This window comes from Segatella copri (assembly GCF_019249655.2).
In the GTDB taxonomy this organism is placed as follows: domain Bacteria; phylum Bacteroidota; class Bacteroidia; order Bacteroidales; family Bacteroidaceae; genus Prevotella.
On the sequence record NZ_CP137557.1, the window covers coordinates 2,361,935 to 2,383,988 of the forward strand.

General features: G+C 49.0%; 17 protein-coding genes and 1 pseudogene. 10 read left to right on the plus strand and 8 right to left on the minus strand.

Annotation, left to right across the window (positions count from 1 at the left end; all coding sequences use genetic code 11):
* Positions 1 to 40 precede the first annotated feature (40 nt).
* The 7 genes from KUA49_RS09570 to mltG form a co-directional block, all read right to left on the minus strand.
* Positions 41 to 1,222: a site-specific integrase gene (locus KUA49_RS09570; protein WP_218411495.1), complete on the minus strand. Its 1,182-nt coding sequence runs from the start codon at positions 1,220 to 1,222 to the stop codon at positions 41 to 43.
* Between the two features lie 89 nt (positions 1,223 to 1,311).
* Positions 1,312 to 2,658: a helix-turn-helix domain-containing protein gene (locus KUA49_RS09575; protein ID WP_412178606.1), complete on the minus strand. Its 1,347-nt coding sequence runs from the start codon at positions 2,656 to 2,658 to the stop codon at positions 1,312 to 1,314.
* Between the two features lie 491 nt (positions 2,659 to 3,149).
* On the minus strand, positions 3,150 to 4,613 hold the full coding sequence (mnmE, locus tag KUA49_RS09585; RefSeq protein WP_218411493.1) for a tRNA uridine-5-carboxymethylaminomethyl(34) synthesis GTPase MnmE: 1,464 nt from the start codon (positions 4,611 to 4,613) through the stop codon (positions 3,150 to 3,152).
* Between the two features lie 12 nt (positions 4,614 to 4,625).
* Entirely contained in the window at positions 4,626 to 5,498 is an 873-nt protein-coding gene (locus tag KUA49_RS09590) for a nucleoside phosphorylase (protein WP_218411492.1), read from the minus strand.
* A gap of 590 nt (positions 5,499 to 6,088) precedes the next feature.
* Entirely contained in the window at positions 6,089 to 7,453 is a 1,365-nt protein-coding gene (locus KUA49_RS09595) for a PFL family protein (RefSeq protein WP_203038363.1), read from the minus strand.
* A gap of 61 nt (positions 7,454 to 7,514) precedes the next feature.
* On the minus strand, positions 7,515 to 7,787 hold the full coding sequence (locus KUA49_RS09600; protein ID WP_203038364.1) for an ACT domain-containing protein: 273 nt from the start codon (positions 7,785 to 7,787) through the stop codon (positions 7,515 to 7,517).
* A 168-nt stretch (positions 7,788 to 7,955) separates the two neighbouring features.
* Positions 7,956 to 9,005 carry an endolytic transglycosylase MltG gene (gene mltG / locus KUA49_RS09605; protein WP_256624729.1) on the minus strand — a complete coding sequence of 350 codons (1,050 nt, stop codon included), beginning with the start codon at positions 9,003 to 9,005 and terminating at the stop codon, positions 7,956 to 7,958.
* Between the two features lie 530 nt (positions 9,006 to 9,535).
* Between mltG and KUA49_RS09610 the strand changes: the two are divergent.
* Both KUA49_RS09610 and KUA49_RS09615 read left to right on the plus strand, forming a co-directional pair.
* Positions 9,536 to 9,913 (plus strand): annotated as a pseudogene (locus KUA49_RS09610) (carbohydrate-binding module family 20 domain-containing protein); the annotation flags it as partial.
* A gap of 123 nt (positions 9,914 to 10,036) precedes the next feature.
* Positions 10,037 to 10,696 carry an HAD family hydrolase gene (locus KUA49_RS09615; protein WP_256624735.1) on the plus strand — a complete coding sequence of 220 codons (660 nt, stop codon included), beginning with the start codon at positions 10,037 to 10,039 and terminating at the stop codon, positions 10,694 to 10,696.
* A 41-nt stretch (positions 10,697 to 10,737) separates the two neighbouring features.
* Here the strand turns inward: KUA49_RS09615 and KUA49_RS09620 are convergent, their stop codons facing one another.
* Complete coding sequence (locus KUA49_RS09620) at positions 10,738 to 11,439, minus strand: LytR/AlgR family response regulator transcription factor (RefSeq protein WP_218411489.1); 702 nt, start codon at positions 11,437 to 11,439, stop codon at positions 10,738 to 10,740.
* A gap of 326 nt (positions 11,440 to 11,765) precedes the next feature.
* Between KUA49_RS09620 and KUA49_RS09625 the strand changes: the two genes are divergently transcribed.
* The 8 genes from KUA49_RS09625 to KUA49_RS09660 all read left to right on the plus strand — a co-directional run bounded on the left by KUA49_RS09625 (position 11,766) and on the right by KUA49_RS09660 (position 22,029).
* On the plus strand, positions 11,766 to 12,866 hold the full coding sequence (locus KUA49_RS09625) for a phosphatidylinositol-4-phosphate 5-kinase (RefSeq protein ID WP_256624734.1): 1,101 nt from the start codon (positions 11,766 to 11,768) through the stop codon (positions 12,864 to 12,866).
* Positions 12,867 to 13,282: 416 nt separating this feature from the next.
* The gene (locus KUA49_RS09630) at positions 13,283 to 13,726 is read left to right on the plus strand and encodes a YhcH/YjgK/YiaL family protein (RefSeq protein ID WP_203038368.1); all 444 of its coding nucleotides are present in this window, start codon (positions 13,283 to 13,285) and stop codon (positions 13,724 to 13,726) included.
* A 52-nt stretch (positions 13,727 to 13,778) separates the two neighbouring features.
* Positions 13,779 to 15,893 carry an alpha amylase C-terminal domain-containing protein gene (locus tag KUA49_RS09635; RefSeq protein ID WP_218411488.1) on the plus strand — a complete coding sequence of 705 codons (2,115 nt, stop codon included), beginning with the start codon at positions 13,779 to 13,781 and terminating at the stop codon, positions 15,891 to 15,893.
* A gap of 10 nt (positions 15,894 to 15,903) precedes the next feature.
* A complete protein-coding gene (locus tag KUA49_RS09640; RefSeq protein WP_218411487.1) occupies positions 15,904 to 17,013 on the plus strand; it encodes a DUF6057 family protein in 1,110 nt (369 codons plus the stop codon).
* Between the two features lie 66 nt (positions 17,014 to 17,079).
* Positions 17,080 to 18,303: a hypothetical protein gene (locus KUA49_RS09645; protein WP_318331602.1), complete on the plus strand. Its 1,224-nt coding sequence runs from the start codon at positions 17,080 to 17,082 to the stop codon at positions 18,301 to 18,303.
* A 39-nt stretch (positions 18,304 to 18,342) separates the two neighbouring features.
* Complete coding sequence (locus KUA49_RS09650; RefSeq protein WP_218411486.1) at positions 18,343 to 19,662, plus strand: DEAD/DEAH box helicase; 1,320 nt, start codon at positions 18,343 to 18,345, stop codon at positions 19,660 to 19,662.
* Between the two features lie 305 nt (positions 19,663 to 19,967).
* Positions 19,968 to 21,038, plus strand: a complete 1,071-nt coding sequence (serC, locus tag KUA49_RS09655) for a 3-phosphoserine/phosphohydroxythreonine transaminase (RefSeq protein WP_203049371.1) — start codon at positions 19,968 to 19,970, stop codon at positions 21,036 to 21,038.
* 73 nt (positions 21,039 to 21,111) lie between these two features.
* On the plus strand, positions 21,112 to 22,029 hold the full coding sequence (locus tag KUA49_RS09660; protein WP_218411485.1) for an NAD(P)-dependent oxidoreductase: 918 nt from the start codon (positions 21,112 to 21,114) through the stop codon (positions 22,027 to 22,029).
* The last annotated feature ends 25 nt before the right edge of the window (positions 22,030 to 22,054 follow it).

The following is a 22,054-nucleotide window of genomic DNA, read 5'->3' on the forward strand; positions in this document are numbered from 1 at the left end:
AAGCGATGTTTTGTTTTCTCTTTTTTGCCGTATTATAATCTTATTTTCTCTTATTTGCTTTTGGGCACATCTTGCTTTCTGTTGTCTTCACATCGTCTTTCACGTTCGTTAACGTAATTCTGCCTGCTGCCTCACGAGTTTTTGGATTTGCGTGAGAAGCGTAGATCTGTGTCGTGCTGACATTCTTATGGTTGAGCAGATGCTGAACTGTATAGATGTCTGTACCAAGTTCGAGCTGCAACGAGGCATACGTATGACGGAAGCAATGGAAGGTGATATGCTTTTCGATACCACACTCTTTTAGCCAGTTCTGCATCACACCATACGTCATAGTACGTTTGAAACCTTGGAAGATATATGTTCTGTTAGTCTTTGGATGGATGAGAGCATATGCATCATCGCCAATTGGAACCTGGGTCTGGCATTTTGTCTTCACACAAATAAAATCCAGATAATATCCACCATCAGCATAGCTACGGATATTTTCCCATTTCAATCTCAGGATGTCGCTGATACGGAGACCTGTCAGACAAGAGAATAAAGCTGCCTTTCGAACCACCGGAATAGAACATTCTGTGTTGTACATTCTTCTAACTTCCTCCAATGTAAGACTTTGCTTCACTGGCGTTGTACATGAAATGTTTTCCAAAAGGCTGGCAAGATCATCTGTCAATCTACGCTCACGGTATGCCTTTGTCAAGACCTGCTTGAACACATTCCAATAGGCTGATGCCGTATTTCTGGAAATAGACTTCTTGATAACATGTCCACCTCTTGATGACACTTTGGTATCAAGGAGATATTCCATATACTTGTTACAGTAAAGAACATCAAGCATCTCAAATGTACATTTGCCTTTACAGAACTTCTCGAAATGCTTGTAGGCTGCATCACACTTCACATAGTTGCGATTGACCATATTTCTGAAATATCCGAGAAAGTCCTCCTTCAATCTGTCACGGTTGAAGAAATCATACTTCTCATCGAGAACATCAATGTACACCTTACAACGAATAGCTTCTGCCTTGGCGAGAATCTTGTCGTTGTAGAGCTTCTGCTGCTTGTTGGCAGGATCGGCATAAATGTACATGCCAAGTGAGCGACGGCGTATCAACTCCATCGTCTCCGGGTCTCTATATCCTGGCCAAAAGTCCAGAAAAAGTGACTTTGTTCCGTTGCGTCTGTCACGCATACGGAGCTTAACGGTTTTACATACTTGCATAATATATCTGATTTTTGTATTAATAAAATTCGGTTGCAAAATTCCTAAATGATACTACATTGACAGCAGTAAAGAGAAAGTAAATCATACTATTCAGTATAATCTGTTTTCAAATCATCATTTTTGAAACGTTTTTCCATGAGTCTGTCGAATTCTTCTTTTCTAAAGAACATGAATTGCCCCTTCTTTACTTTAGTGACTTTGTAATGCTTGACGTAATAATGTACAATATCCTTTGTCATTCCATACTTCTTCATTGCTTCTTCTACGGAATAGTAGCGTTCTCTTCCTTCGAAATATCCAGTCTTCAGCACCTGGATGTGCTGCTTTGAATAGTAGGTTACTCCATATTCAACTTTTGAAGGTATCTTATGCCGGTGGATGAATGAACGTACTGCGTCATGCGTCATCTTGTAGGTATCTCTCATCTCTTCAGGAGTGATCCAGTCATTTATATCCGCATACTTATGCTTTTGATTATACAGGATATCAATGGCCTTCTTCTCATAGAAGTTGAAATTTTTAAGAGCTATTTTAGGAGTTTTGTTCTCTCTGGTCATCACACCGACATGCTTGATGGTGATCTTGAACATTTCTGCCACTTCCTCAGTTGAGTAATATCCTTCTGGAGTAGGAGGACATGCTCTCTCCTGTGCTTTTGGTTGGAAGATGACACGTTCTGTACCATCCAAGTTCTCAACTTTCTTGGTGTTGCCCATTCGCTGTTGAGTAATCTTGTCGAAGTCGGTTCTATATATCATCGTGAACTTACCTCGCTTCTCAGTCCTTACATCATAATTTTTAAGAGTGTAGCTAATCTGATCCTTTGTTAGGCCATACTTTTCTGAAATCTCTTCGTAAGTGTACCAGTCCGGATCTACCTCATTGCCTTTTTGCTTGATACTATCAATATGTATCTTGGAATAGTAAGCCTTACCATTACGGTTAACTCTTGGTACCTTATGATAAGTAACAAAACTCATTGCATTAGTTCGAGTCATACCATACATGTCCATCACCTGATCCATTGTATAGTAGTTGTCGAGATTGATTTCTTCAAGAAGGTCTGCAAACTTTGCATCAACTGCCTTTTTACTGAAGAAGGTGTTACGTCCTACATAGACTTTTGGAATACCCAAACGGTCACAGCGTCCCCATACGGCCTTGCGACCGATATTATATTTCTCCATGATTTCACGCAAAGTATAGTACTCCTGGTCATCTTTGCGTTTATAGCTTTTCTTCTTGTATGCACCAGCTTCCTCAAAGTATTTATCAAGATCTTCACGACGAACATATGTCTTACGTCGTAGTCTGACAGCTTTGAGTGTTCCAGAGTAAAAGCATCGATACACAGTAGTAACACTAACACCAAGAAGAAATGCAACATCTGAAGGTGTCAAGAAAGGTCGAGAAGCGATTTCCAGACTTTGCAAATTCTGAGCATCGTCCTTCTTACTTTCTCTTGCTTTTTTCTTTTTCTCAGCTTCTTTCTTCCGATGCACAACACGAGCACACCTCTTGGAGCAATACTTATTTGTGATTTTGGTAGCAATGAACTCTTCACCACATACCTCACATTTTCTTAAAATCCTCATTTTTGTTTGCTATTTAGTACCCTATGAGTCCCCCTAATTCTTTTGCAGCAATTTTCACGTTTTTGCAGCAATTTTCATGATGGTGTCCAACATGAGAAATGTCGGTCACTGGAAAGGTTTGCAGAATTTGCAATTGGTGTCCAAAAATAGAATTTTGGCTTTCCATTTTCTCACAGAATTGAGGGCCACGAATGAAATTTGAGCCAAAAATACACCAAAATATTGGTTTCAGCAAATTACAAATGGAATGTGTTAAGACGAAAAAAGCCACCTAAGTAGGTGGCTTGCAAGCAGTTATAAAAATGTTCGTTTTAGTGCTGTCCAGGGGGTTACTTTCCGATGCAAAAGTGCTTGAAGATGTTATTCAGCGTTTCCTGGCTACTTATCTGTCCGCCAGTGATTTCGCCCAGCTCTTCCAATGCCATCTTGAGGTCTTCGGCGATGATGTCGCCGCTCATGCCGGCATCCATCGACTCCAATACTCGCTGCAGACTTTCGTTGGCTTTCGTCAACGCCTCGTAGTGGCGGGCATTCGTTATGATGACATCGTTCTCCGTAATCTCTGGAACATTGGCAATCTTTACCAGACTTTCCTTGAGACCATCCATGTTGTAACCCAACTTGGCACTCATCGGAACTATGTTGAGTGTCTTCAATGGTTTTCCGCTACACTGGCTTTGGAACGCATTGAACGAGTTGAGACTTTCCGTCATAGCGTTGAATCCATTGATATTCTCTTCATCATACTCCGTGATGTCGTCAAACTTGTTGATACCTAAGATTATATTCGGGCAGTCGTAGTCATTAATAATCTCCATAAACTCGTCCATGTCTTTATCCTGCTGGTCATCATCAGTGCTTCCGTCGATGAGATAGATGAGAATCTTGGCTTCCTTCATCTTCTGATAGGTGCGCTCTATGCCCAGCTGCTCCACCTTGTCGTCGGTGGATCGGATTCCTGCCGTGTCGATGAAGCGGAAGGTAATGCCGTCTATGTCTGTAGTGTCCTCAATGACGTCGCGCGTAGTACCGTGGATTTCGCTTACGATGGCTTTGTCATCTTGCAGCAGACGGTTGAGAAGAGTGCTCTTGCCAGCGTTGGTCTTGCCCACGATGGCTACAGGGATGCCTTGCTTCAGGGCGTTGCCGGTTTCGAAGGAGTGGGCGAGGGCGGTTATCTTCTTCTCTATTTCCTCGGCCAGGGCGTGGAGCTCTGTGCGGTCGGCAAACTCCAGGTCCTCATGGTCGCTGAAATCCAGTTCCAGTTCGAGGAGTGAGGTCATTTTGAGGAGTTTTTCACGAAGGGTGGAGAGCTCGTTGCTGAAGTGACCCTTCAGTTGGCTCATCGCCATCTGGTGGGTTGCCTTGTTGGTGGAGGCGATGAGGTCGGCAACGGCTTCTGCCTGCGAGAGGTCCATCTTGCCGTTCATGAAGGCACGGCGGGTGTATTCGCCCGGTTGTGCGTGGCGGCAACCTGCCTGTATCAGGCACTGCATCACTTGCTGCAGAATGTATCTGCTGCCGTGGCATGAAATCTCGGTGGAGTCTTCGCCGGTGTAGCTGTGGGGTGCCTTGAAGACACTTACCATTACATCGTCGATGGTGTTGCCGTTTTTATCTTTTATTTCTCCGTAGTGGAGGGTGTTGGGCTTGGCATCGGTCAGGGATTTGCCGCTGGCTGCGGTGAAAACCTGGTCGGTGATGGTAATGGCGTTATTGCCACTGAGTCGGATGATTCCGATGGCGCCGCCAGCTGGGGTTGCCAGGGCGCAGATACATTCTTCTTGATTCATTTTTCTTTTACTTTAAATTCTATCTAATACTACTTTTATCAAGTTGTCGATGGTGCTCTTGTAGCCCGTGTTGGCCTTCTTTGTGCGGCGGTTGGCGATGACCATGCAGCAGGTTAATGCCTTGTGGCCCAAGAGGAGGGATAGGCCGGCTAGGGCGGAGCTCTCCATCTCGAAGTTGTTGATGCGCAGTCCGTTATGCTCGAATGCTTCTATCTTTGCATTAAGCTCTGGGTCAGCGAGTGGGGCACGCAGTTCTCTGCCTTGCGGACCGTAGAAACCGCCGCAGGCGATGGTGATTCCTCGTACCATATCGTCGCCGGCTATCTGATTGAGCAGTTCCGGGTCGTTATCTACACAGTATGGATTGCCTATCTGGTCCATCCATTTTACCTGGCGCTTGAACTCTGCCTCTGTTTCGAGGTCGCAGATTTCGTTGCGGCGGGCGTAGAAGTTGATGAGGCCGTCGAAGCCGATGCTCTTCTGCGATGCTACGAAGGTTCCGGCTGGGCATTCTGGCTGCAGACCGCCGCAGGTGCCGATGCGCACGAGGGTGAGGGTGGTGTGCTCGGGTTTCTCGGTGCGGGTGGTGAAGTCGATGTTCTTCAAGGCATCGAGTTCGTTGACCACGATATCGATGTTGTCGCAGCCGATTCCGGTGCTCTGCACGGTGATTCGCTTGCCTTTATAGGTTCCGGTGATGGCGTGGAACTCTCGGCTTGAAACCTCGCATTCCTGCTCCTCGAAGTGGGATGCTACGAGGGCTACGCGGCCTGGGTCGCCTACTAGGATTACTTTATCTGCCACTTGTTCTGGGCGGAGGTGGAGGTGGAAGCAGCTTCCATCCTCATTGATAATCAATTCTGATTCTGCAAAATACTTGCTCATGGTTATTACTAATTAAGTTCGACTTATATAGCACATGTTTTTATCTTGTGCATTTCTTTTTATTACTTATTTCAAGAACACAAAGATACAAATATTTTTCAGAATATCCGAAATTCGTTAGAAATGTTTAACAAATAAAAAACTTCATCGTATTTTTTTTCTTCATCGGATTTTTTCATCGAATTTTTTCATCGAATTTTCTTCATCGGATTACGCGGAGTTAACGGAACATTCTTGCTCTACGGATTACGCACGGAATTTAAACGGATTTGGCCTTGCGGCCATTGGGCTAGCGCGTAATCATTGCTCTAGCACGTGATCATAGCTCTAGCCCGTAGCTATAAGCCTCTTAGTGCAAGCTTTAGGGGGTATCGCCACGACCGTAAGGTCGAGTTTCCGTTTAAAATCCGTGCGTAATCCGAGGAGGCGGTTAAGGTTCCGATTCATCCGCATAATCCGATGAAGAAAAAACAATGAAGAAAAACAATGAAGAAAAACAATGAAGAAAATGAAATGAAGAAAATGAAATAGGGTGTGTCATAAGTCAATGACGCACCCTATTTCTAGCTATTATATCTTGAAAATCCTGCTTAGTTCTTGAAGCTGTGGATAGGAGCAGGGATTCTGCCTACACGGTTCACGAAATCTGAGCAGCTGAACTTGTTTACTGGCATGATTGGCGCATAACCCAAGAGACCACCGAAATCTACGGTGTCGCCTACCTTCATTCCCACTACAGGGATGATGCGCACGGCTGTGGTCTTCTGGTTCACCATACCAATGGCAGCCTCATCGGCTATGATGCCCGAAATGGTGGTGGCTGGAGTGTCGCCAGGGATGGCGATCATATCCAAACCTACTGAGCACACGCAGGTCATCGCCTCCAACTTCTCGATGGTCAGCGCACCAGCCTCTACGGCATTGATCATGCCCTGGTCCTCAGATACAGGGATGAAGGCACCGCTCAAACCGCCTACGTAAGAGGAAGCCATGATTCCACCCTTCTTCACCTGGTCGTTCAACAGGGCAAGGGCGGCTGTAGTACCAGGGGCACCGGCACGCTCCAGTCCGATAAGCTCCAGAATATCAGCTACACTGTCGCCGATGGCTGGAGTTGGAGCCAGAGAGAGGTCGATGATTCCGAATGGTACGTTGAGTCGGCGGGAAGCCTCCTTGGCTACCAACTGGCCCACGCGGGTAATCTTGAAGGCTGTGCGCTTGATGGTTTCGCAGAGCACCTCGAAGCTCTCGCCCTTCACCTGCTCCAATGCATATTTTACCACACCTGGTCCGCTGACACCTACGCTCACTACGGCGTCGGCCTCAGAAACACCATGGAAGGCACCTGCCATGAATGGGTTGTCATCCGGCGCATTGCAGAGCACCACGAGCTTGGCGCAACCCAGGGAACCCTTGTCCTTGGTAGCCTCGGCTGTATCCTTCACGATTTCACCCAACAGGCGCACGGCGTCCATGTTGATTCCGGTCTTGGTGGAACCCACGTTCACGGAACTGCAGATGAAATCGGTCTGTGCCATCGCCTGAGGGATGGAACGGATGAGGAGTTCATCGCTCTTGCTCATACCCTTGCTCACGATGGCAGAGTAGCCGCCCAGGAAGTTGACGCCCAGTTCCTTGGCACACTTGTCCAGGGTCTTGGCTATCTTCACGTAGTCGTCGGTGGTCTTGCAGGCCGAGCCGCCTACCAGGGCGATAGGAGTGATGGAGATGCGCTTGTTGACGATAGGCACACCGTATTCCTTAGAAATATCCTCACCGGTCTTCACCAGGTTCTTGGCAAGACGGGTTATCTTGTTATAGATGTTCTCACAGAGCTGGTCGAGATCGGAAGTGGCACAATCCAGGAGGTTGATACCCATGGTGATGGTGCGCACGTCGAAGTTCTCCTGCTCAATCATCTTGTTGGTTTCTATTACCTCAGATATATTGATCATTTTCCTTCTATTGACTTTAAAAATGAATAACTTTTATAGATGAATCACCCAGCAGAATCACTTAGATGCGGTGCATCATGTTGAAGATTTCCTCACGCTGGCATTTTACCTGAACGCCGATGCTCTTGCCGAGCTCATCGAGTTCATCGGCAACAGTTTCGAAAGATGTGTTCATCTTACCCATGTCGACAATCATCATCATGTTGAAATACTCCTGCACGATGGTCTGGGAGATATCGAGGATGTTGACGTCTTTCTCTGCCAAATAGGTGCAAACTTTGGCGATGATACCTTTGGTATCCTTGCCTACTACTGTAATAATCGTTCTGTTCATGTAATAAATTCTTTAAATGGAATGTTTAATGCTGCAAAATTACAACTATTTTGGGAGACTACCAAATATAAAATAAGAAAACTTGCAAAATGAGTGACATTTTGCAAGTTTCCCTATGAATTTTCTGTATGTTTTGGGAATTATCATGCAGGTTTTCTGAACGGAAGCCTACTTAATTCCTCTCTCGTTGAGTGCCTTGGTGTATTTAGCCGCATTCTGCAGGTGCTCCTGATAGGTGCGGGCGAAGTTGTGGGTACCGCTGAAATCCTCCTTGGCGCACATGTAGATGTACTCGTGCTTTACGTGGTTGAGCACGGCGTCGATGCCTGCCACCGAAGGGATGCGGATAGGACCAGGAGGAAGTCCCGGATTCTTATACGTATTATACGGGCTCTTGATACTCAGCAGGTTGTTGTAGATGCGCTTCAGCCCGAACTGCTTCCAGGCGAACTTGATGGTTGGGTCTGCCTGCAGCGGCATTCCTTCTGGATATTCGGCGTTGCGGAGCATCAGTCGGTTGTAATACATGCCGGCAATCATCGGCTTCTCGGCGTTGTTGGCGGTCTCTTCGTCCACGATGCTCGCCAGGGTGATTACCTCTACCGGGGTGAGCTTCATCGCCTTCGCCTTCTGGGTGCGCTCAAAGTTCCAGAACTTGTCGCTCTCCTTCTTCATTCTATCCAGCAGTTTGCTGACGGATACGTTCCAATAGATGTCGTAGGTGTTCGGGATGAACATGCAGGCGATGGTGGCTGTGTCGTAGCCATACTTCTCGCAGGTGGCCTCGTCGGTGAGTGCCTTTCGGATTTCCAGACTGTCGAGCATCAGTTTCTTGCTGAGTTCTGCCGAGAGCTTGTCGATGGTGCGCACGGAAGGCACGGTGAGGTTCATCGGTTCCTGGAGTCCGTTCTTCAGATGTCTCCACACCTTGAAGGCTCCGTCGCCGGGATGGATGGCGTAGCGGCCGGTGCGGATGTGGTCTGCGTAGCCCGAATGATGGGTGAGCGTACGTAACGCCTGCATCGGGATGCTCTTGGCGAAGGGTTCCACCTTATTATATACCGAGTCGATATTATCGTCGGTGTCGATATACACATACTTGGTTTCGCTGCTTTTCGAGAACGCCGAGAAGCAGTAGAGATAACCTATGCAGGCAATCGCCGCCACGCAGCCGATGGCCCCATAGAGATACAACTTAGAAACTGACTTTTTCTTCATTTTCATTTATCTGATTTAAACGATTTTTCAATCTTAACGTTTTTCTCTTGAACGGTTTTCCGTTTTAAACGTTTTACGGTGCAAAAGTACAGTAAAAATGGCAAATAGCAAAGCGTTGTCAATTAAAATAGGTTAATTCCCGATTTCTTTATCCGTGGTATGAACTTTTTCCGTACCTTTGCAGGATAAAAAGACCCTTGCATGGTAAAAATACCTGCATAGAAGAAATGATAGATTTAATACGGAATGAAGATATGAGAATGAAATTTACGATAGCCTATAAGGCGGAGTGGGGTGAGACGGTGCATGCTGACATCACCTTCTTCTCGCGCGACGGAAAGCGTGAGACGCTCGATCTTGCACTGAACACGGCAGACGGTTATCACTGGCTGGCAGAGACGCATGCCCGTCAGAACCGCCATCATCCATACAGCGCCATCGCCTATTATTATAAGGTAGTGGATGCGAAGGGCGCCCTGATGAGAAGGGAGTCGGTGCGTTCGCCCCGTGCCTACACCTATGATGCCAACATGAACTACATCTTTTCTGACTTCTGGCTCGACGACGAGGTGGAGCTGACGGGAGAGGTGTCTAACTACACCGTGCCTGCCCAGTGGAAGGGCGACGAGGTGGCAAGACTGCCTATCTTCGAGCAGACCGTGATTTTCAAGGTTTCCGCACCACGCCTGCACGAGAACGAGGCACTGGGACTGCTGGGCAACCATCCAACCCTGGGCGAATGGAACACCGACCATTATCTGCCGATGACCCATCTGCAGGGCGACGACTGGGTGCTCTCGGTGAACGTGCTGGCACTGGAATCGCCGCTGGAATATAAATATGTGGTGGTGGATGCGGAGACGAAGGCCTTCAAGCGCTGGGAGTATGGCGAGAACCGAACGATGGGCACGGGCTACGCCTACGGACAGGTGAAGGAGGAAAGCACCTACACCACCGGTGCGCCCGACGAGGTGCGCCTCTTTACCAACGACGTTTGCGTGCTGCATGGCGGCGATTTCAGGGTAAAGAGAATGTCGCCTCATGCGCAGTTTAACTACGATACTTACATCTTCGACCTTGACGGTACGCTGCTCTCCACGCTGCAGGACTTGGCGGCTAGCTGCAACTACGCCCTGAAGAAGAACGGAATGCCCGAAAGAACCCTGGATGAGGTGCGCCGCTTTGTGGGAAACGGCGTGAAGCTGCTGATGATAAGAGCCGTTCCGGATGGCGAGAAGAACGAGAAGTTTGAGAAGGCGTATGCTGATTTCCGCCAGCATTACATGATGCACAATCTTGACACGACGCAGCCTTACAGGGGCGTGATGGAGATGCTGAGGGAACTGAAGGACAGGGGCAAGCAGATTGCCGTGGTGAGCAACAAGTTTTATGCGGCAACGCAGGCACTCTGCCGTCATTTCTTCGGCGACCTGGTAGAGGTGGCGATAGGAGAGCGTGAGGATATCAGGAAGAAACCGGCTCCTGATACCGTGAACGAAGCCTTGCGCCAGTTGCACGCCGATAGAGACGGGGCGGTTTACATTGGCGACAGCGATGTGGACGTGATGACGGCGAAGAACAGCGGAATGCCGTGCATCAGTGTGCTCTGGGGCTTCCGTGATTTGGATTTCCTCATCGCCCATGGTGCCCATATCTTCGTTTCTACTCCGGGACAGATTGCGGGAATATAAAAAAATAAGTGCGCCTCCGGCAAGGGGGCGCACTTATTTTTTTATATTTCGTGCTCTTCGATGAACTTGAGAATTTCGTCCTTGAAGGATTCGGAAATCGGGATGGCCAACTTGCCGTAAATCATCTTCATGCGCTCGATGGTGTCGAAGTTGGTCATGTTGGCAAGATAGGAACGGTGAACCCGCTTGAACATCTCCCCCGGCAGTTTCTCCTCCAGTCTTTTCAGGTTGCTCAGCGTCGTGATGCATTCTCCTCCTTCCAGATGGAACATCACGTAGTCCTTCAGGCTCTCAACGAAGAGAATCTTCTCGAAGGGAATGCGGACATATCTGAAATCACTCTTTACAATCAGGAACTTGTCGCGCTTGATGGGATTGTACTTGTTGTCCTGCATGTAGCTGTTGAACACCTTCTCGCAGGCTCCCATGAAGTCTTCGTGGGTTATCGGCTTCACCAGATAGTCGAAGGCGTTCACCTTATAAGCCTCGATGGCATATTCCTTGAAGGCAGTGGTGAAGATAATCTTTACGTTCTTGGGTACGATCTTGGCAAACTCCAATCCGCTGATCTGCTGCATGTGGATGGCAAGAAAGAGTATATCCAGATGGTTGTGGCGAATACCGTCTACTGCATGGATGGCGCTGGGATAGGCACCAATGAGGTTGAGCGTCGGCGTATCGTCGACGTACTTCTTCAGGAGCTCCAAGGCTCCTGGGTCCTCGTCTATTATTGCACAATTCAAAATCATATATGTGTTTGATTTGCTGGGTTCGATAAAAATTGTTATTTTCTAGAAACGGCGTAATGGGCAGATTATTGTGTTTTGATATTATTTTTTCTTGATAACTATTATTTTTCTTCTTTTTACCTTAAATTTGTTTAATCTATTTGGCTGTTTGCCGAAAAACCGCTAACTTTGGGGATTGAATCGATAGATTATCGACGGAACATCGAATCTTATCGACTGAATTTCAAATCATAAAGACTATAATCGACATGAAATATAAGACAAACGAATATAACAACCCTATGTGGGTGAGCAAGGCTTTAACCGCAGGCAAGCCCCTGATGCTCGCCCTGATGCTGGCACTGTCGCCACTGGCAGCATCTGCCCAGAAAATCTCGCTCGGCTCCTGCATCACCCGCGACGGCGGACAGTATAAGGGCGAGATGGTGAGCGGAAAGCCGCAGGGCAAGGGAACCACCGTCTACACCAATGGCGACACCTACGAGGGTTCCTACCTGAAGGGCAAACGAAGCGGATATGGTGTCTACACCTTCTCCGACGGCGAACGCTACGAGGGACAGTGGCTGCAGGACCAGCAGCACGGAAAGGGCACGTATTATTTCCAGAACAATAATAAATATGTGGGACTCTGGTTCCGTGACTTCCAGCACGGACACGGCGTGATGTACTATTATAACGGCGATAAGTACGACGGCGACTGGTACAAGGACAAGCGACAGGGCAGGGGTACTTACACCTACTCGAACGGAGCGCAGTATAAAGGCCAGTGGATGAACGACATGAAGAACGGCAACGGATTCTTCGACTGGGGCGACGGAACCACTTACGACGGACAGTGGGTGGACAACCAGCGTTCGGGAAAGGGTACGTTCAAATATGCTGACGGCGACACCTACATCGGCGACTGGAAGGATGACATCCAGGACGGAAAGGGAATCTACAAGTTCCACAACGGCGACGTCTACGAGGGCGACTATGCCCAGGGCGAGCGCACCGGCGAGGGAATCTTCCGTTCAGCCAACGGCTCGAAATACACCGGACAGTTTCTCGACGGTCAGCGTTCGGGACAGGGTACCTTCATCTGGAAGAACGGTGATATCTACGTAGGTTCCTGGAAGGACGACCTGCAGAACGGCAGGGGCAAGTTGACCAAGAAGAACGGCGACATCTACGAGGGCGAGTTCAGAAAGGGTCATGTAGACGGCAACGTGGTGATTCACTACGCCAACGGCAACCGCTTCAAGGGCGTCTATCGCAACGGCAAGCGCGAGGGTTTCTGCATAGAGGAGACCAAGGAAGGCAAGCGCTTTGAGGGCAACTACAAGAAGGATGCCCGCGACGGCAGATTCGTGGAGAAAGACCGCAACGGCCAGGTAACAGCCAAGGGCGTTTATGAGAACGGAAAAAGATTTGAAGATTAATCTCTTCAGAAAATAAATTGAAGATTAATCTCTTCAGAAAATGAGCAGAACATAAAATACTGAACTTTCGCATGTGGCATTCTGCCGTCCCCGAAGGGGGCGAATGTGAATAACCGCGGGTGGAATGACCGAAGGGAATGGAACCTGCGGATAGCAGACACACACATTCTCTATCGTCCCCGAAGGGGGCGAACAGTAGCAAGTCTGGATGTGGTTCGCCCCCTTCGGGGACGCATTCTCCCTCCTGTTGGTTGTCCGCAGGTTCCATGACCTTCGGTCATTCCACCAGCGGTTATTGAAAGTTGGCCCCCTTCGGGGACCGGAGGTTACTTGTAAAACTTGATTAGAGAATATAATTAATAGAGAATATAATTAATAGAGAATATAATTAATAAAGAAATTAATATAGTAAAACTATGGTAATTGATACATTAGACAATTTGGAGAAATACGTTTCTCTCAATCCACTCTTCGCAGAAGTAGTGAAATTTATCAAGGAAAATGATCTCGCTAAGTTGGAGACTGGCAAGCACCCTATCCAGGGCAGCGACCTCTTCGTAAACATCGCCGTGGCTCACGGCAAGACAGAGGAAGAGGCTACCATCGAGGCTCACCGCCAGATGATCGACATCCAGATTCCGCTGAACACAGAGGAGACCTACGGCTACTCTCCAGTGAAGGACCTGCCAGAGGTGGAGTACAACGAGGCAAAGGATTGCACCCTGTATCCAGGAGTGAAGGCGCAGACACTGGTAACCTGCAAGCCAGGCCAGTTTGCCATCTTCTTCCCACAGGACGGTCATCAGCCATGCATCGGCAAGGGTGACATCCATAAGGCCATCTTCAAGGTAAAGGCTTAAAGCATCCTTCCCTGAAAAGCAACAAAGTACTAACCATCTAAAATCATGATATATGGCAACAGAAAAGAAAACTTCAGCTAAGAAGACAACAGCCACGAAGACCGCAGCCAAGGCTTGTGCCAAGAAGACTGCAGCCAAGAAAACAGTGAAGGCTGCTGCACCCAAACATATAGGACTGGTAAAGAACGACCCATACCTGGCAGACTTTGAGCCAGCCATCGTAGGCCGTCATGAACATGCACTCTGGAAACTGGGTCAGCTTACCCGCAACGGCAAGATTACGCTCAGCGACTTTGCCAACGGATACGACTACTTCGGACTGCACAAGACCGAGAAGGGATGGGTGTTCCGCGAGTGGGCACCTAACGCCACCGACATCTATCTGATCGGTGACTTCAACAACTGGCAGGAGTCGCCTAAATATCGCGCCAAGCGCATCAAGGGCACAGGCAACTGGGAGCTCAAGATGCCGGAGAAGGCGATGAAGCACGGCGACCTCTTCAAGATGAAGGTGCACTGGGAAGGCGGAGAAGGCGAGCGAATCCCTGCATGGGCCAACCGTGTGGTTCAGGACGAGCAGACCAAGATTTTCTCTGCACAGGTGTGGAGCCCGGAACCTTACAAGTGGAAGAAGAAGACCTTCAAGCCTTGCACCGCTCCGCTGCTCATCTACGAGTGTCACATCGGAATGGGACAGGATGCCGAGAAGGTGGGCACCTACACGGAATTCAAGGAAAAGGTGTTGCCACGTATCATTGAGGACGGTTACAACTGCATCCAGATCATGGCTATCCAGGAGCATCCTTACTACGGCTCCTTCGGCTACCACGTGAGCAGCTTCTTCGCAGCAAGCAGCCGCTTCGGAACGCCTGAGGAACTGAAGGACCTCATCGATACCGCCCATCAGAACGGAATCGCAGTCATCATGGACATCGTGCACTCGCACGCCGTGAAGAACGAGCTGGAAGGTCTGGGCAATCTTGCCGGCGACCCTAACCAGTATTTCTATCCGGGCGACAGACACGAGCATCCGGCTTGGGACAGCCTCTGCTTCGACTACGGAAAGGACGAGGTGATGCACTTCCTGCTGAGCAACTGCAAGTACTGGCTCAGCGAATACCACTTCGACGGTTTCCGCTTCGACGGTGTAACTTCCATGCTCTACTACAGCCACGGACTGGGCGAGGCATTTTGCAACTACGGCGACTACTTCAACGGTCACGAGGACGACAATGCCATCTGCTATCTGACCCTTGCCAACTGTCTGATTCACGAGGTGAACAAGAATGCCATCACCATAGCCGAGGAGGTGAGCGGAATGCCAGGACTGGCTGCCAAGTTTACCGACGGCGGCTACGGCTTCGACTACCGCATGGCGATGAACATTCCTGACTACTGGATCAAGACCATCAAGGAGCTGAAGGATGAAGACTGGAAGCCATCTAGCATCTTCTGGGAAATCAAGAACCGCCGTGCCGACGAGAAGACCATCTCCTACTGCGAGAGTCACGACCAGGCACTGGTGGGCGACAAGACCATCATCTTCCGCCTCATCGACGCCGACATGTACTGGCACTTCAAGAAGGGCGACGAGAACGATATGGTTCACCGCGGAATCGCCCTGCACAAGATGATCCGTCTTGCTACAGCATCAACCATCAACGGCGGCTACCTGAACTTCATGGGCAATGAGTTTGGCCACCCAGAGTGGATTGACTTCCCACGCGAGGGCAACGGATGGAGCTACAAGTACGCCCGCAGACAGTGGAACCTTGTGGACAACCATGAGCTCTGCTATCATTATCTGGGCGACTTCGACAAGGAGATGCTCAAGACCATCAAGAGTGAAAAGAACTTTAACAAGACACCGGTGGTGGAAATCTGGCACAACGATGGTGACCAGGTGCTCGCCTACATGCGCGGCGACCTGCTCTTCGTGTTCAACTTCTCGCCAACCCGCTCGTTTACCGACTATGGATTCCTGGTACCTACGGGAGCCTACAGCGTGGTACTCGACACCGACAACAAGGCATTTGGCGGTAATGGTCTGAACGACGACGAGATGACCCATCTTACCAACTACGACCCTGTATACGTGAACGATCGCAAGGAATGGCTGAAGCTTTACTTGCCGGCACGTTCGGCACTGGTGCTCAAGAAAAATTAAATGTTGATTTATGAGTAATAAAAGGAATAGCACGGCGAAGATGCGCTTCGCCTGTGCTATCATTTTTTTCGTATTCAGTTATACCTACCTGGCTTGTTACCAGGCAGACATCTTAGCCGTGGGGCAGCACGTACTGTCGGATGGAAAGACCGACTATTTCTATACGCTTGCGCCGCTCCTGATAACCGCCGTATGCTTTCTGCTGCAGTTGGGAGCATACGCCGCAACCCGCGTGAAGCGCCGCTTCCATGGGTTGACTTATTTCCCTTCATTTCTGTTGCTGGCTTTGATTACCGACGTTCCGAACGACATCGACGTTCATCATTCCCTGGGCTGGTGGTGGTTCTTCCTGCCATTCAGCCTGCTGGTGTGGGGCGGCGTGATGTGGGTGGTTCGCCAGCTGGAACCGCTTGAGCAGGAGCCTCATAGCTTCGGCTGGTTCTCGCACTACTCCTGGCTCAACATCAGCCAGCTGCTCGTGATGACCATCGCCCTGCTCTTCATCGGCAACAACGACAGGCTCTTCCACGAGCGAATGAAGATGGAACATCTGATGAAAGAAAAACAGTATGAAAAGGCATTAGAGGTGGGCAGGAAATCGCTGCAGACGGATTCGTCGCTCACGATGCTCCGCATCGCCTGCCTCAACGAAACAGGCCAGTTGGGCAGCGAGCTCTTCACCTATCCGCTGGTGGGCGGCAGCGAGGCGATGATGCCTAACGGAACCTCGGTGAAGGCGATGATGTGGAAGTATCCGGGATGGATGAACAAGCCGTCGGCATGGATGGTGAAGCATCATCTGAAGTATAAGATTCCTGCCGACTACCAGCTCTGCGCGCTCTTGCTGGACCGCAAGATAGACGATTTCGTGAGACAGGTGGGCAAGCATTACAAATTAGAATCGGCCAAGTTGCCTACCCATTACAAGGAGGCGCTGGTGCTCTATTGCCATCTGCGCAGTCATCCGATTTTCGAATACCACGAAAACGTGATGGATGCAGACTATCAGGATTACCAGACCATGGAGGCGAAGTACGCCAATCCGGTGGAACGCCAGTCGGCTCTGCGTGATACGTATGGCAACACCTATTGGTATTATTACCAGTATGGCAGCAAGTAAAAGCAGTTTTTGGGATAGAAATCCTATAAAATGGTTTTGGGAATTATATCACATAAAAAAGAATGAATGATGAAAAGGAAGGTTAATATATGGAAGGCGTTTGCGCTGATGTTTCTGATGCTGATGTCGCCCGTGGCGGCCTCGGCTCAGAAGAAGGAGATTCAGACAGCTAAGGACCAGGTGAAGGCGGGAAAGAATCTCGACCAGGCAGCGGCAAGCATGAAGAAACTGCTTGCCGACTCGGCGAACCGTACCAACAGGAAAATCTGGACGATTTACTTCGATGCCGTTCGCAAACAGTATGAGCAGGGTAACGAGAAGCTGTATCTGAAGCAGAAATACGATACGGCGCAGCTCTTCAACTACACCCGTCAGCTCTTTGAGGTGGCGTTTCAGTATGACTCCGTAGAGACTGCGCCCGACAAGAAGGGCAGGAGGGACTTTGAGTTCCGCAAGGGTCACGGCGAGTATCTGGCTCATATCCGTTCCAATCTCTACAACGGCGGCATCTGGTTTCTGAACAAGAAGAAATATCCCGACGCCTACAAGTTCTTTGACTGCTACATAGAGTGCGCCAGTCAGCCGATGTTCAAGCAGTACAACTATGGCGTGAAGGACAAGCATCTGCCTACAGCCGCCTACTATGCCGTGTATTCCGGCTATAAGATGAAGGACCCGAAGGCAACCCTGCATCATTCTTACGAGGCACTGAAAGATACGGTGCATTATAATTATATGTTGCAGTATCTTGCCGAGACCTATATGCTGGAGAAGGATACGGCGCGCTACGTGGCTTCGCTGAACGAAGGATTCAAGAGGGTGCCTACCTTCCCTTACTTCTTCCCACGACTGGTGGAGTATTACGTGGTGCGCAACCAGCTTGACTCAGCGATGACGGTGGTAAACGAGGCACTGACTGTAGTTCCCGACAGTGACGTGTATCTTGCCGCCAAATCGAATCTGCTCCTGGAGCAGGGCAAGCTGCAGGAATGCATCGAGGTGAGCAAGAAGGTAATCGAAGTGAACCAGAAACTGGGCGACCCATATTACAATGCAGGCATCTGCTACTTCAATCTTGCCGTGGAGCAGGACAAGAATTCGCACAATTCGCGCAAGGTGAAGGAACAGGTGGAGGCAAACTACAAGAAGGCGCTGCCTTATCTGGTGAAATATCGGGAAATGGAACCGAAGGAACAGGGCAAATGGGCCTTTCCGCTCTATACCATCTATCTGAACCTCAACATGGGCAAGGAGTTTGATGAGATAGATAAGGTGATGAAACAGAAATAAATAACTGATTAGATTTTACAACTGATTAGCATAAAAAATATGATAGATAGAATTTTAGATAAATTGGGCATTGAGCTCAATGAAATGCAGCAGGATTCGATGAACGCTATCCTGCACGGCAACCAGGATGTGGTGGTGCTTTCGCCAACGGGTAGCGGTAAGACGCTGGCTTATCTGCTGCCGGTTTCGCAACTGGTGGATGCTGCCGATGATGAGCCGCAGGCCATCGTGGTGACTCCGGGACGAGAACTGGCACTGCAGTCGGCTACCGTGCTCAAGAACATGGGCAGCGGACTGAGAGCCATGGCGTGCTACGGAGGTAGGGCTGCGATGGACGAGCATAGAATGATGAAGCAGGTGCGCCCGCAGATCATCTTCGGAACACCGGGCCGACTGAATGACCATCTGGACAAGGGAAACTTTTCGCCTTACCACATCAAATATCTCATTATCGATGAGTTTGACAAGTGTCTGGAGATGGGATTCCAGGACGAGATGAGCCGACTCATCAAGAAGTTGCCGGGTCTGCGCCGTCACTTCCTGCTTTCAGCCACCGAGGCAGAGGAGATTCCTCGCTTCGTTCACATGGGCAGGGTGGATAAGATAGATTATCGCATGGACGAGGAGCAGGTGCCAGACCGTGTACATATATATAAGGTGGAAAGTCCGGTGAAGGATAAGCTGGAGAGTCTCGGTCTGCTTCTCCGCAGTCTGGGCGACCAGAGCACCATCGTATTCCTCAACTATCGCGACAGTGTGGAGCGCACCAACAAGTATCTGGTGGAGCAGGGCTTCTCTACTTCGTTCTTCCATGGTGGACTGGAGCAGAAGGAGCGCGAAGCATCACTCTACCGATTCAGCAACGGCAGCGCCAATATCCTGGTGAGCACTGACCTCGCATCGCGTGGTCTTGACATTCCGGACATCGACAACATCATCCACTATCACATTCCGGAGAGCGAGGACGGCTACATCCACCGTGTGGGTAGAACAGCCCGCTGGGAAGCGCACGGAAGAGCCTTCTTCCTGTTGGGTCCTGAGGAGCACATTCCGGAGTACGTGGATTCAGAGGTGGAGGATTATGAAGTTCCATCTGCCGATGAGCTGCCGCAGCCAGCCAAACCAAGGATGGCTACCTTATATATAGGTAAGGGCAAGAAGGACAAGATCAGCAAGGGCGATATTCTTGGCTTCCTCTGCAAGAAGGGCGGACTGAACTCTTCTGAGATTGGAAAGATAGATGTGAACGACCGCTACGCCTATGCAGCCATCACCCGTACCAAGCTGCGCAGCGTGCTGAACAATGTGAAGGGCGAGAAAATCAAGGGTGTGAAGACCATTGTAGAAGAAGTGAGATAGTTCTTCAAATAATAATAGCCTCATCTTGGAATCTGTTTCCGGATGAGGCTTTTTTGGTTATAAATCGTAATTTCCTGCATAAATATACGGGAATTATGTTAAAACCTCTAACAAAAAGAAAGAAATTTGCGCAAAACGCTAAAAATGTGCACGAAAATTTGGTAGTTTCAAATAAAATGTGTAATTTCGCAGTCGTAAATCCATCTTTGAGGATTACTCAATATCCTTTATGGGTGGATTGTGCAAGTAAGTTTCCTGCTAGCAGGAATCGTATACGTAAATCACTTAAATAAAAACATAAAAAGATGAAGAAGTACAATTTTAACGCAGGTCCATCAATGCTTCCACGCGAAGTGATTGAGAACACAGCAAAGCAGATTTTGGATTTTAATGGTTCAGGTCTTTCATTGATGGAAATCAGCCACCGTGCTAAGGATTTCCAGCCAGTTGTCGACGAGGCTGTCTCCCTCTTCAAGGAGCTTCTTGACATTCCTGAGGGTTACTCCGTAATCTTCCTTGGTGGTGGTGCGTCGCTGCAGTTTATGCAGATTCCTGCCAACTTCCTCATCAAGAAGGCTGCCTACATTAATTCTGGTACTTGGGCTAAGAAGGCTATGAAAGAGGCGAAGCATTTTGGTGAGGTCGTGGAGATCGCATCATCGTCGGACGCCAACTACACTTTCTACCCACAGGTGCCTAACAATGTGCCAGCTGATTGTGATTACTTGCATCTTACTAGCAACAATACAATTTATGGTACTGAGCTTCGTGTAGATCCAGACGTGAACGTGCCTTTGATTTCTGATATGTCTTCAGACATCATGAGCCGTCCTGTAGATGTTTCCAAGTACACTGCCATCTATGCAGGTGCTCAGAAGAACCTCTCTATGGCTGGTGTTACCGTCATCATCGTGAAGGATGAGATGCTGGGCAAGGCTCCTCGTGAGATTCCTACCATGCTCGACTATCGCACCCACGTAGAGAAGGGCAGTATGTTCAATACTCCTCCTGTGGTTCCTATCTACACCCTGATGGAGAACCTGCGCTGGTTGAAGGCGAATGGTGGTGTGGAAGCTGCTGACAAGCGTGCCCACGAGCGTGCTGAGGTGCTCTATGCTGAGATTGACCGCAACAAGCTCTTCAAGGGTACAGTGGAAGAGGCTTCCCGTTCATTGATGAACATCTGCTTCGTGATGAACGACGAGTACAAGGAGTTGGAAAAACCATTCCTTGACTTCGCTACAGAGCGTGGCATGGTAGGTGTCAAGGGACACCGCTCAGTGGGTGGTTTCCGTGCCAGCTGCTACAATGCACAGACCATGGAGGGTGTTCAGGCACTCGTCAAGGCAATGCAGGATTTTGAAGCACAGCACTAATTGATAGTTAACAGTTTATAGTTAAAAGTTAATAGTTATCCTTGATGATAATTGTTTCTTAAAGGATTCAAATATGAAAGTATTAGTTGCAACAGAAAAGCCATTCGCAGCGGCTGCTGTGGAAGGCATTAAGAAAGAAATAGAGGGAGCAGGCAACGAATTGGTGCTGCTCGAAAAATATACAGAGAAGGCTCAGCTTCTCGATGCAGTGAAGGATGTGGACGCGATGATTATCCGTTCTGACAAGGCTGACGCCGAGGTGCTCGACGCTGCCAAGAACCTGAAGATTATCGTTCGTGCAGGTGCAGGTTACGACAACATCGACCTGGCTGCTGCTACTGCTCACAACGTGGTGGCTGAGAATACTCCGGGTCAGAACTCCAACGCCGTTGCCGAGCTGGTATTCGGTCTGCTGGTTTTCACCGTTCGTAATTTCTACAACGGTAAGGCTGGTTCTGAGTTGAAGGGCAAGAAGTTGGGTATCCTGGCATTCGGTAATGTAGGTCGCAACGTGGCTCGTATCGCCAAGGGCTTCGGCATGGAGGTAGCTGCCTATGATGCCTTCTGCCCAGCAGATGTAATCGAGGCTGCCGGTGTTCACGCCGTGAAATCTCAGGATGAGTTGTTCCAGACTTGCGACATCGTTTCTCTTCATATCCCTGCTACTGCAGAGACCATCAAGAGCATCGACTATAAGACCGTGAACCAGTTGCCTAAGGGTGGTATTCTTATCAACACTGCCCGCAAGGAGGTAATCAATGAGCCAGAGCTCCTGAAACTTCTCGCTGAGCGTGAGGACTTGAAGTTCATCACCGACATCAAGCCAGATGCTGACGCCGACTTCGCAAAGTTCGAGGGCCGCTACTTCTCAACCCCAAAGAAGATGGGTGCGCAGACAGCCGAGGCTAACATCAATGCCGGTATTGCCGCAGCTAAGCAGATCAATGCGTTCTTTGCTGATGGCTGCACAAAATATCAAGTAAACAAATAAAATTTAGGATATAAGAGAGCTCATA